The organism is Streptomyces sp. CB01249 (assembly GCF_001905735.1).
GTDB lineage: Bacteria > Actinomycetota > Actinomycetes > Streptomycetales > Streptomycetaceae > Streptomyces.
In genome coordinates, this window is sequence record NZ_LISW01000001.1 from 667,086 (window position 1) to 678,457 (window position 11,372).

Sequence of the window (11,372 nt, forward strand, 5' to 3'; positions counted from 1 at the left end):
CGTCTACGAAAAGGTGGCAAGGCCGGTCGGATTCGAACCGACGTCCTCCAGCTTGCAGCTAGGGCGCGACGACCTCTGCGCTACAGCCTTGCCGTCGGTGATCCTAACCAGGACGACGATCAATTCGCACACCTGCACCCACGGTTGCGCGTGCGCCCATGACCGAGCCGCGCCCAATTCTCAAGTGGTCTGTACCTATTGACGACTTGGTCCAGACCAATTACGTTCCCGTGTGCTCCATGGAACGACATCCGCACCTCCCCGAGGACCGCCTCACCGGTCCCTGCCGTAAGGGAGAAACCATGTTCGAGCACATGCCACTCAGACGGAGAACGGCGACCGCACTGCTCGCCGTTCTCGGCCTCCTCCTCACGCTCCTGTCCCTGCAAGCGGTCCCCGCGCACGCGGCGGGCAAGCTCACGGCGACCTTCACCTCCGCCGACAACGGCCCCTGGTGGAAGGGCACCTACGTCCTGCGCAACGACACGGACACCGCCGTCACCGGCTGGAGCCTGGAGTTCGACCTGCCTTCCGGGGTCGCCATCCAGTCCTCGTACAACGGGACCACCACCGCCCAGGGCAGCCACATCACCGCCGTCAACGCGCACTACAACGGCACGGTCGCCGCGCACAGCAGCACCGAGCCGTACAGCTTCTGGTTCGTCGCCACCGGCCCGATCACCGCACCGACCGGGTGCCGGATCAACGGCGACAAGTGCGACGGCTCCGCGGACGCGCCCCCGGGCGTGCCCGGCGGGCTGAAGCAGACCGATGTCACCGCCCGCACCGCGTCGCTGTCCTGGACGGCCGCCACCGCGGGCGACTTCCCCGTGGCCTCGTACGACATCCTGGCGGGCGGCAAGGTCGTCGGCTCCGCCACCGCGGCCACCTCCGCCACCGTCACCGGCCTGACCCCGGCCACGGCCTACGCGTTCACCGTCCGGGCCAAGGACACCCGGGGCAACGTCTCCGCCGAGAGCGCCCCGCTGACCGTCACGACCGTCGACCCGGCCACCGACACCTCGGCCCCGACGGCCCCCGGCGCCCTGCACGCCACCGCCACCGACTCCTCGTCCGTGACGCTGGCCTGGACCGCGTCGACGGACAACCAGCGCGTCGCCGCGTACGACATCTACCGGGGCTCCGCCCTGGCCACCACGGTCTCCGGCACCACGACCACCGCGACCGTCGGGGGCCTGTCGCCCTCCACCTCGTACACCTTCACGGTGAAGGCCCGGGACGCCGCCGACAACGCCTCCCCGGCGAGCAACGCCCTCACCGTGAAGACCGACGACATCGTCGGCGCCGGGAACTACGCGAAGGTCGGCTACTTCGTCCAGTGGGGCATCTACGGCCGCCAGTACTTCGTCAAGAACCTGGAGACCTCCGGCGCCGCAGCCAAGCTCGACATCGTCAACTACGCCTTCGCCAACATCGACCCCAACAACCTCACCTGCCTCAACGGCGTCACCAAGGGCACCACCGCCGACCCCCAGGACCCGGAACAGGGCACCGGCGCGGGTGACGCGGACGCCGACTATGCCCGCCCGTTCAGCGCCTCGCAGTCCGTGGACGGGGTCGCGGACGACGGCTGGGGCAAGCTGCGCGGCAACTTCAACCAGCTGAAGAAGCTCAAGAAGCTCCACCCCGACCTGAAGATCGTGGTCTCGCTCGGCGGCTGGACGTACTCCAAGTACTTCTCGGACGTCGCCGCCACCGACGCCGCCCGCAAGAAGTTCGTCTCCTCCTGCATCGACATGTACATCAAGGGCAACCTGCCCGAGTACAACGGTGCGGGCGGCCCGGGCAGCGCGGCCGGGATCTTCGACGGCTTCGACATCGACTGGGAGTGGCCGGGCACCGGCACCGGGCACCCCGGCAACCACTACTCGCCCGACGACAAGGACAACCTCACCCTGCTGCTCGCCGAGTTCCGCAAGCAGCTCGACGCGCTGGGCGGCGGTCACCGCCTGCTGACCGCCTTCACCCCCGCCGACCCGCAGAAGATCGACGAGGGCTGGGACCTGTCCAAGGTCTTCGACTCCCTCGACGTCGCCAACGTCCAGGGCTACGACTTCCACGGCTCCGGCAGCGACAACTCCTGGGAACCGAACCGCACCGGCCACCAGGCCAACCTCTACAACGACACCCAGGACCCGTACGACTTCCACTTCAGCGCCGACACCGCCATCAAGGCGTACACCGACGCGGGCGTCGAACCCCGCAAGCTGACCCTCGGCATCCCCTTCTACGGGCGGGGCTGGCAGGGCGTCACCGACGGCGGCGTCGCGGGCGAGTGGCAGCCGGCGGGCGGGGCGGCCCCCGGGCAGTTCGCCGAGGAGGCCGGCACCCGGGGCTACTCGAACCTCATCGGCGCCTATCCGACGATGACGGTCCATCACGACGAGCAGTCCATCTCGACCTACGGCTACACCGGAAGCCAGTGGTGGTCCTTCGACGACACCTGGTCCATCGGCAAGAAGACGGACTATGTGAAGGACAAGGGGCTGCTCGGCGTCATGGTCTGGGAGATGTCGGGCGACACCACCCAGGGCACGCTGATGGGCGCCCTGGACAACGGGCTGAAATAGCCCGCTACCGTCTGATTTCCCTCAAATCGAGACTTACCGCCCATAGCGGTAGGCTGGTCGCGGCGGTGCCCCCGTGGTACCGCCGTGCCTCACCACCGGGCCCCGCTACGGGTCCGGCCCCAGCCGTTCGATGCGCGGGAGGAACCATGACCAGCCCCGAGCAGGACCCGAACCAGCAGGAAGGCCCCGCGGACGGGGGCGCGGCGGGCACGCCCGGCGTCCACGACGGCGGCGCCGACGGCGGGGCCGAGGGCCCTGCGGACGGCGGCGCGTCCGGTACGCCGGGCGTCCATGACGGTGGCGCGGACGGCGGTGCCGACGGAGGCGCCGACGGTGGTGCCGAAGGTCCGGCCGACGGTGGCGCCTCCGGTACTCCGGGCGTCCACGACGGCGGCGCGGACGGTGGCGCCGAGGGTCCGGCCGACGGCGGCGCCGCAGGCACCCCGGGTGTCCACGACGGCGGGGCCGACGGCGGCGCGGACCGTTCTTGAGCACAACCCCGACCGGCACCCAGGACCCCCCGGCCGCGAGCGCGGCCCCCGGGGTCCTGGAGTCGCGTCTGACGCCCGGCACGAGCCGGGAGGCGTTCGCCCGCGACTTCTGGGGCCGCGAGGCGCTGCTCACCCGCCGGGCCGGTGACTTCTCCGACCTGTTCCCGGCCGCCGCCGTGGACGAACTCGTTTCGCGGCGCGGACTGCGTACGCCGTTCCTCCGCGTCGCCAAGAACGGCGCCACGCTGCCCGACTCCTCCTTCACCTCGCCCGCCGGGGTGGGCGCCACCATCGGCGACCAGGCCGACGACACCGCCCTGTGGCGGGAGTTCGCCGACGGCGCCACCCTCGTCCTGCAGGCGCTCCAGCGCACCTGGGCCCCCGTCGGCGACCTCACCGCCGCGCTCGCCGCCGAACTCGGCCACCCGGTGCAGGCCAACGCCTATGTCACCCCGCCGCAGAACCGCGGCTTCGACGCCCACTACGACGTGCACGACGTCTTCGTGCTCCAGACCGAGGGCACCAAGCGCTGGATCGTCCACCGCCCCGTGTACCCCGACCCGCTGCGCGACCAGCCCTGGACCGACCACCGCGGCGCCGTCGCCGAGGCCGCCGGGGGCGAGCCGTATCTCGACACCGTGCTCGGACCGGGCGACGTCCTCTACCTCCCGCGCGGCTGGCTGCATGCCGCCGAGGCGCAGGGCGAGGTCTCCGTCCACCTGACGCTCGGCGTCCACACCTGGACCCGGTACGCCCTCGCCGAACAGCTGATGCGCGCCGCGCTCGCGGAACTGCGCGACGACCCCTGGATGCGCGGCTCCCTGCCGCTGGGCCCGGCGGACCCGGACGCGGAGACCGCTCCGGTACGCGAACGACTCCTCGCGGCCCTCACCGCCGCCGACCCCGCCCCGCACGTCCACCGCACCCGGCGCGCCCAGGCCCGCCCCGCCCCGCTCGGCCCGCTCGCCCAGCTCGCCGCCGTCGACGGCCTCGCCCCCGGCACCCCGGTCCGCCTCCGGGGCGCGCTGGAAGCCCGCCTGGAGGGCCATCGCCTGGTCACCCGCGTGGGATGGCTGGACTTCCCGGACGCGGACCTGCCCGCCCTGGCCCGCCTGCTCGCCGGTGAGGTGCGCACCGCGGGCGACCTCGGCCTCGCCTGCGCGGGGAGGCTGCTGCGCGCCGGTGTCCTCGTCCCGGCCGCTCAGTGAGCGCGGAACGCTTCTTCTGCGCCGACGCCGCCCGGGCCCGCGGCGACGCGCTCCCGGGCACCGCCCCGTACGGCCTGGTCTGGGTCCTCGTCGAGTACCACGCGCCCTGGCCGGCCAACGGCTACGACGGCCTCGCGCTGGACCCCGTGACGAAGTCCCTGCTCTACGAGGCGGCCCGGACGGTGCGCGCCCGCATCCTCCTGATCCGCCGCCACGGCCGCCGCCCCGAGGGCGCGGGCCCCCCGCGCTGGGCCGTCCTGCGCTACGACGGCACCGGCGCCCACCGCCAGCAGTGGGGGACCTGGGAGCGGGACGAGGATCTGGCGCTCGCCGCCGCCGCGCTCGGCTCGCCGGGGGAACCCGGGCACCCGCCGGTCGTCCTCGTCTGCGCCCACGGAAGGCACGACACCTGCTGCGCCCTGCGCGGCCGCCCGGCGGCCCGCACGCTGGCCGAGCGGTGGCCGGACCTGGTGTGGGAGTGCACCCATGTGGGCGGCGACCGGTTCGCCGCCAACGTCCTCGTCGCGCCCGACGGCGTCTACTACGGCGGCCTGGACGCCACCTCGGCCGTGACCGTGGTCGGACAGCACCTCGCCGACCGCGTCCACGCCGCCCACCTGCGCGGGTACACCGACCTCTTCCCGGCCCAGCAGGCGGCCGTCGCCGCGGTGCTCGCCCGCTTCGGCCCGGCGGGCCGCCACGCCTACACGGTCACCGGCACCTCCCGGGCCGGACAGCACTGGCTGATCCGCCTCACCGGCCCGGCTCCCGAGGCGACCGCGTACGACGTGGAGGTCACCGCCCACCGCGCCCCACCCCACCAACTCACCTGCAACGGCCCGGCGACGAGCGCGGCCATGGTCCACGAGGTCACCGCGATCCGGGTCGGCTGAACGCGGAAACCCCGCCCCGGAGGCGTATGCCAGGGGGCGGGGTCTCCGTGCGGAGGTACGGACGTCAGCGCAGCCGCTCGTACGCGGGCAGGGTCAGGAAGTCCGCGTAGTCCTGGTCCAGGGAGACCTGGAGGAGGAGGTCGTGGGCCTCCTGCCACTGGCCGGCGGCGAAGGTCTCCTCGCCGATCTCCTCGCGGATCGCGGCCAGTTCCTCGGCGGCGACCTTGCGGGCCAGGTCCGCAGTGGCGTGCTCGCCGTTCTCGAAGACCACGTCCGCGTTGATCCACTGCCAGATCTGCGAGCGCGAGATCTCGGCGGTGGCCGCGTCCTCCATCAGGTTGAAGATGGCGACCGCGCCCATGCCGCGCAGCCACGCCTCGATGTAGCGGATGCCGACGGCGACGGCGTTGCGCAGGCCCTCGTACGTGGGCTTGGCGTGCAGGGTGTCGATGGCGATCAGGTCGCCGGGCGCCACCGAGACGTCCTCGCGCAGGCGCTCCTTCTGGTTCGGCTTCTCGCCGAGGACCGCGTCGAAGGAGGCCATGGCGATCGGGACGAGGTCCGGGTGGGCGACCCAGGAGCCGTCGAAGCCGTCGTTCGCCTCGCGGTCCTTGTCGGCCTTGACCTTCTCGAACGCGACCTTGTTGACCTCGGCGTCGCGCCGGGACGGGATGAAGGCCGCCATGCCGCCGATCGCGTGCGCGCCGCGCTTGTGGCAGGTGCGCACGAGGAGTTCGGTGTACGCGCGCATGAACGGGGCGGTCATCGTCACCGCGTTGCGGTCCGGCAGGACGAACTTGGCGCCGCCGTCACGGAAGTTCTTCACGATGGAGAAGAGGTAGTCCCAGCGGCCCGCGTTCAGCCCGGAGGCGTGGTCGCGCAGCTCGTACAGGATCTCCTCCATCTCGTACGCGGCGGTGATCGTCTCGATCAGGACCGTGGCGCGGACGGTGCCCTGCGGGATGCCCAGCTCGTCCTGCGCGAAGACGAAGATGTCGTTCCAGAGGCGCGCCTCCAGGTGCGACTCCGTCTTCGGCAGGTAGAAGTACGGGCCCTTGCCGAGGTCGATGAGGCGCTGGGCGTTGTGGAAGAAGTAGAGGCCGAAGTCGACCAGCGCGCCGGGCACCGGGGTGCCGTCGAGCTGGAGGTGGCGCTCGTCCAGGTGCCAGCCGCGCGGGCGGGTGACGACGGTCGCCAGCTCCTCGGCCGGCTTCAGCGCGTAGGACTTGCCGGACTTCGGGTCCGTGAAGTCGATGGAGCGGTTGTACGCGTCCATCAGGTTGAGCTGGCCGAGGACCACGTTCTCCCAGGTGGGGGCCGAGGCGTCCTCGAAGTCGGCGAGCCAGACCTTCGCGCCCGAGTTCAGGGCGTTGATGGTCATTTTGCGGTCGGTCGGACCGGTGATCTCCACCCGGCGGTCGTTCAGCGCGGCCGGGGCCGGCGCGACCTTCCAGGAGTCGTCCGCACGGATCGCCGCGGTCTCCGGGAGGAAGTCCAGCGTGGAGGTGCGGGCGATCTCGGCGCGGCGCTCACCGCGGCGGGCGAGCAGCTCGTTCCGCCGGGGCGTGAACCGGCGGTGCAGCTCGGCCACGAACGCGAGGGCCGCGGGGGTCAGGACCTCGTCCTGCCGGGGCAGGGGCTCGGCATCGACGATGGCCAGCGAGGACGGCGCTGGTGCGGACATGAGCTGTCACTCCTTCAGCGGGCGGTGCGGACGGCGTCACGGCCGCCGGGCCGCCCGATTCGGCACGGCGTGCCAGGGCTCCGGGATACGGCTGTGGCCGCCGTCTGAGGTGCAGAGGGCTTCTGAACAGTGGATAGTAGTTTCCTCATGGTGGAAGTTCAATGGTTTGTTGATGTCGAGATTCTTCGGGTCGACAGAACGGCCCGCGCGCTGGCGCAGCGTGCCAGGGCGTTCACTCCAGGTGCGAGAGGTCCGCCGGGGTGTCGATGTCGTACGCCTGTGCCACGTCGCCGCACTCCACGAGCGCCAGCGCCGCCCGGTGTGCCCGCAGATAACCGCGTGCCCCCTGGTCGCCCACCGCACCCGCCGCGATATCCGCCCACCGGTCCGCCCCGAACAGCACCGGATGCCCGCGTTCTCCCGCGTACGAGGCCGCCGCCAGGCTCGTCCGGTCCCGGTACGCCGCGCACACCCGGGCCACCGCCTCAGCCCCGATCCCCGGCTGGTCGACCAGCAGCACGAGCGCCGCGTCCGCGCCCGTCCCCGCGAGGGCGTCGAGCCCCGTCCGCAGCGACGAGCCCATGCCCTCGGTCCACTCCGGGTTGACGCTCACGCCGCAGCCTTCCAGCCGGGCCCGGGCCCGCACCTCGTCGGCCGAGGCGCCGAGCACCACATGGACCGGGCCGCAGCCGCCCTCGCGCAGCGTGCGTACCGCGTGCTCGACGAGCAGTCCGCCACGGTGTTCCAGCAGGGCTTTCGGGCGTCCGCCGAGCCGGCGGCCGCCGCCCGCGGCGAGCAGCAGTCCGGCGATCTGTGCGTGTGTCATGCCGCCTGGATACCCCACGGCGGCCGCTCCCGCCCACCGCCTCGTACCTCTGCGGCGCGTGTTACGCACGCGGAGTGGCGCCCGACACCTTTTATGGCGTTAACTTGCCCGCATCCCCGGACACTTGACCACGGTCCCGGGACCGGTCGGAACGACACTGGCACAAGGACGTGCGAGGGGGAGCTTTGTTGAAGAGCGTCGGGCAGGAGCGGGTGACCGGCAGCGGTGAGGACCCCAGGGTGGCGGAGCTGCGTACCGCGGTCTCCCGGCTCCGGCGGGCCCTGGCCGGCCACCCCGGGCAGTTCCCCGACCGGGCCATCGCCGAGGACGAGCTCGCCGCGCTGGACGCGATGGCGCTCAGCGGGGCGCCCGAGATCCCCCGGCTGCGCCGCTCGCTGCTGCTGATCGCGGGGGCGATCGGCTCGGTCAGCGCCCTGGCAGCGGCCCTGCGCGACGTCCGGGTCGCCGTCGACCTCTTCGGCGAGCCGCCGCAGCGCTGAACGGGCGGGGGAGCCGGGCGCCTTCGGCCGTTCAGCGGCGGATGAGCCTGCGGGCCGTCGCCGCCGCCACGGCCGCCGTGCGCGAGTCGACGCCGAGCTTCGCGTAGATGTGCACCAGGTGGGACTTCACGGTCGCCTGGCTGAGGAACAGCCGCTTGCTGATCTCCGCGTTCGACAGCCCCTCGCCGACCAGTTGCAGCACTTCCAGCTCGCGCTTGGTGAGCGCCTGGGCGGGGGTACGCATCCGGTCCATCAGCCGGTGCGCGACGGCCGGGGCCAGCGCGGAACGCCCGGCCGCCGCCGTACGGACCGCGGCCGCCAGCTCCTCCGGCGGGGCGTCCTTCAGCAGATAGCCCGCCGCCCCCGCCTCGACCGCCGCCAGGATGTCCGCGTCGCTGTCGTAGGTCGTCAGGATCAGCACCCGGGGCGCGTCCGGCGCCGCCGTGATCGCGGCGGTCGCCTGCGAGCCGTGCATCCCGGCGCCGAACTGGAGGTCCATCAGCACGACGTCCACGCCGCCTGCCGCCGCCCGGGCGACCGCCTCCTCGGCGGTGGCGGCCTCCGCGACGACCCGGAAGTCCGGCTCGGTGTCCAGGACGGCCCGCAGCCCCGCCCGTACCACCGGATGGTCGTCGGCGAGCAGCAGCCGGACGGGCCCGCTCATGCCGCCTCCCGTCCGGCCCGGCCCACCGGAAGCGGCAGCGTCAGCGCGACCGCGGTGCCCTGGCCGGGCGCCGACTCGACGCTCAGGGTGCCGCCCAGCGACCGGGCCCGGGAGCGCATCGCGGGCAGCCCGAAGCCGCCGGACTCCGTGGCACCGGCCGCCGCGACGTCCTGCGCGAAGCCGCGTCCGTCGTCCACCACGTCCAGCGACACCGAGGTGTCCATGAAGCTCAGGGTGATCTCCGCCCGCCCCGCCCCGGCGTGCCGCACGGTGTTGGACAGCGCCGACTGGGCGGTCCGCAGCAACGCCACCTCATACGGCGTCGGCAGCTCGACCGGTGTGCCGCTGACCGCGAACCGCACGGTGAGCGCGGGCGTGGTGGAGCGGGCCGACAGCCGTTCCAGGGCGGCCGTCAGGGAGCCGTTCGCCAGGTCGGGCGGGGTCAGCGCACGGACGAAGCGGCGCGCCTCGGCGAGGTTGTCCTGCGCCGCCTCGCGCGCCCGGTGCACATGGGCGGCGGCCGGGGCGTCCTCGGGCAGCGCCCGTTCGGCGGCGCGCAGCAGCAGCTGGATGGAGGACAGGCCCTGGGCGAGGGTGTCGTGGATCTCCCGGGCCAGCCGCTCGCGCTCGGCCAGCGTGCCGGCGGTGCGCTCCGCCTCGGCCAGCTCCGCACGGGTCGCGACCAGCTCCTCGATGAGCTCGCGGCGCCGCTCGCTCTCCCGGAACAGCGCCTCGTAACCGAGGACGGTGGCGACGGCGACGGCCGCGCCGAGCAGCGGGCCGATGAACGTGCCGGGCGTGACCGCCTGCCCGTGCAGCAGGAAGCTCGCGATGGCGGCGGCCGCCGTCACCGCCACGGCGGGCAGGCCCCAGCGCGTCGGCAGCAGGTGCAGCTGGAGGAAGTAGAGCGGGAACGCCACCCACAGCGCGTCCGGCGACAGCACCAGCAGCGCCGCCCACAGCACCCCGAGCACCGCCAGCCACCCCGCGCCCGCCCGGGTCCCCGGCTGCACGGACCGGGCCGCCGCGCCCGCCCCGTACACCGCAGCGAGCACCCCGGCGACCGCCGTCACCGCACCGGGGTGCGGGTGGCCGTCGGTGAACGCCTTCGCGGCGGCGAGCGCCAGCAGGCCGAGCATCAGCCCGTGCAGGCACAGCCGCAGCGCGGCGGCGACCGGGGGATGGACACGCGTTTCCATGATGTTCCAGCGTAGGCGCGGGCCGCCCGGAGCCGGTCAATCGAAAGGTTGATGTCGTCACCAGCCCGGGGGCGATGTTTCCGGGGCGGGCGGAAACGACGCTGGACGCATGTTCGTCGCATGGAGAGACCTACGGTTCGCCAAGGGCCGGTTCGCGCTCATGGGCACGGTGATCGTGCTGATCACCCTGCTCGTGGGCCTGCTGTCCGGCCTGACCGCCGGGCTGGCCCGGGAGAACACCTCGGCCGTCACCGGGCTGAACGCCGACCACCTCGCGTTCGCCGCCCCGCCGGACGGCCGGTCGGTGTCCTTCACCGACTCGGCCGTCGGTGAGGACGCCGTACGCGCCTGGGCCGGGCGGCCCGGCGTGGAGTCCGCGCACCCGCTCGGCATCCGCACCCTGAACGCCACCGCCGGTACGGGGAAGCGCACCGCCGCCGTCTCCGCGTTCGGCGTCGAGCCCGGCAGCGGCCTGGCGCCCGCCCGGGTCGGCCCGGGCGAGGTGGTGCTCTCGCGCGGGGGAGCCGACGAGCTGGGCGTAGGCAAGGGTGACCGGCTGACCCTCGGCGGCCGGGAGGCCACCGTGGCCGCCGTCGCGGGTGACGCCTCGTACAGCCACACCCCCGTCGTATGGACCGACCTCGCCGACTGGCGGCGGTCCGGGAGCGGGGACGGGCGCGCCACCGTGATCGCCCTGACCACCACCTCCGCCGCCGATCTCGCCGCCGGTGACCGGGCGGCCGGCACCCGCACGCTCTCGCTGGACGACTCGCTGACCGCCATCGGCTCCTACCAGGCCGAGAACGGCTCCCTCCAGCTGATGCGCGGCTTCCTCTTCGCCATCTCCGCCCTGGTCATCGGCGCGTTCTTCACCGTCTGGACGATCCAGCGCAGCGGCGACGTCGCCGTGCTCAAGGCGCTGGGCGCCTCCACCCCTTATCTGCTCCGGGACGCGCTCGGCCAGGCCGTCGTGATGCTCGCCGTCGGTACGGGGCTCGGCACCGCCCTCGCCTCGGGCATCGGCGCCCTGGTCGCCGGAGGGGCCGTGCCGTTCGTCCTGGACGCGGCGACGGTCCTCGTCCCGGCCGCCGTGATGATCGCCCTCGGCGCGGCCGGGGCCGCCCTGTCCATCCGGCGGATCACCGCCGTCGACCCGCTCACCGCGCTCGGGAGTGCCCGATGACCCTCACGCTCACCGATGTCACCCTCACCTACCCGGACGGCGACGGGCGGCTCACCGCGCTGGACCGCGTCGCGCTCGACGTGCCCGCCGGCACCCTCACCGCCGTCGTCGGCCCGTCCGGCTCCGGCAAGTC

At 73.4% G+C, this 11,372-nt stretch carries 10 protein-coding genes, 1 tRNA gene and 1 pseudogene; 7 read left to right on the plus strand and 5 right to left on the minus strand.

Annotated features, from left to right (window positions below; all coding sequences use genetic code 11):
- Window positions 1-14 precede the first annotated feature (14 nt).
- Window positions 15-90, minus strand: a tRNA-Cys gene (locus tag AMK18_RS02835).
- A gap of 212 nt (window positions 91-302) precedes the next feature.
- On the opposite strand from AMK18_RS02835, the gene AMK18_RS02840 reads away from it, so the two are divergent.
- The 4 genes from AMK18_RS02840 (at window position 303) to AMK18_RS02855 (ending at window position 5,183) form a co-directional block, all read left to right on the plus strand.
- Window positions 303-2,591 (plus strand): glycosyl hydrolase family 18 protein, encoded by a 2,289-nt coding sequence (locus AMK18_RS02840; protein ID WP_073861509.1) that lies wholly within the window; start codon window positions 303-305, stop codon window positions 2,589-2,591.
- A gap of 146 nt (window positions 2,592-2,737) precedes the next feature.
- Window positions 2,738-3,082, plus strand: coding sequence for a hypothetical protein (locus tag AMK18_RS35580; protein WP_018100499.1), 345 nt, complete (start codon window positions 2,738-2,740; stop codon window positions 3,080-3,082).
- Complete coding sequence (locus AMK18_RS02850; protein WP_073861510.1) at window positions 3,079-4,290, plus strand: cupin domain-containing protein; 1,212 nt, start codon at window positions 3,079-3,081, stop codon at window positions 4,288-4,290. Before AMK18_RS35580 ends, AMK18_RS02850 begins: the two co-directional genes overlap by 4 nt.
- Window positions 4,287-5,183 carry a sucrase ferredoxin gene (locus AMK18_RS02855; protein WP_018100497.1) on the plus strand — a complete coding sequence of 299 codons (897 nt, stop codon included), beginning with the start codon at window positions 4,287-4,289 and terminating at the stop codon, window positions 5,181-5,183. Before AMK18_RS02850 ends, AMK18_RS02855 begins: the two co-directional genes overlap by 4 nt.
- 64 nt (window positions 5,184-5,247) lie before the next feature.
- Here AMK18_RS02855 and aceB read toward each other — a convergent pair whose 3' ends face one another.
- Both aceB and AMK18_RS02865 read right to left on the minus strand, forming a co-directional pair.
- Window positions 5,248-6,867 (minus strand): malate synthase A, encoded by a 1,620-nt coding sequence (aceB, locus tag AMK18_RS02860; RefSeq protein ID WP_018100496.1) that lies wholly within the window; start codon window positions 6,865-6,867, stop codon window positions 5,248-5,250.
- A gap of 232 nt (window positions 6,868-7,099) precedes the next feature.
- Window positions 7,100-7,693, minus strand: coding sequence for a nucleotidyltransferase family protein (locus AMK18_RS02865; RefSeq protein ID WP_073861511.1), 594 nt, complete (start codon window positions 7,691-7,693; stop codon window positions 7,100-7,102).
- 185 nt (window positions 7,694-7,878) lie between these two features.
- Here AMK18_RS02865 and AMK18_RS02870 point away from each other — a divergent pair, with 185 nt between their 5' ends.
- The gene (locus AMK18_RS02870) at window positions 7,879-8,193 is read left to right on the plus strand and encodes a DUF5955 family protein (protein ID WP_026171170.1); all 315 of its coding nucleotides are present in this window, start codon (window positions 7,879-7,881) and stop codon (window positions 8,191-8,193) included.
- Between the two features lie 31 nt (window positions 8,194-8,224).
- Here the strand turns inward: AMK18_RS02870 and AMK18_RS02875 are convergent, their stop codons facing one another.
- Window positions 8,225-8,857, minus strand: a complete 633-nt coding sequence (locus AMK18_RS02875) for a response regulator (RefSeq protein WP_018100493.1) — start codon at window positions 8,855-8,857, stop codon at window positions 8,225-8,227.
- Window positions 8,854-10,056, minus strand: coding sequence for a sensor histidine kinase (locus tag AMK18_RS02880; protein ID WP_073861512.1), 1,203 nt, complete (start codon window positions 10,054-10,056; stop codon window positions 8,854-8,856). Before AMK18_RS02880 ends, AMK18_RS02875 begins: the two co-directional genes overlap by 4 nt.
- A gap of 109 nt (window positions 10,057-10,165) precedes the next feature.
- Between AMK18_RS02880 and AMK18_RS02885 the strand changes: the two genes are divergently transcribed.
- Together AMK18_RS02885 and AMK18_RS35650 are read left to right on the plus strand one after the other, a co-directional pair.
- The gene (locus AMK18_RS02885) at window positions 10,166-11,239 is read left to right on the plus strand and encodes an ABC transporter permease (RefSeq protein ID WP_073861513.1); all 1,074 of its coding nucleotides are present in this window, start codon (window positions 10,166-10,168) and stop codon (window positions 11,237-11,239) included.
- Window positions 11,236-11,372 (plus strand): annotated as a pseudogene (locus AMK18_RS35650) (ABC transporter ATP-binding protein); the annotation flags it as partial. The gene AMK18_RS02885 and the pseudogene AMK18_RS35650, both read left to right, overlap by 4 nt.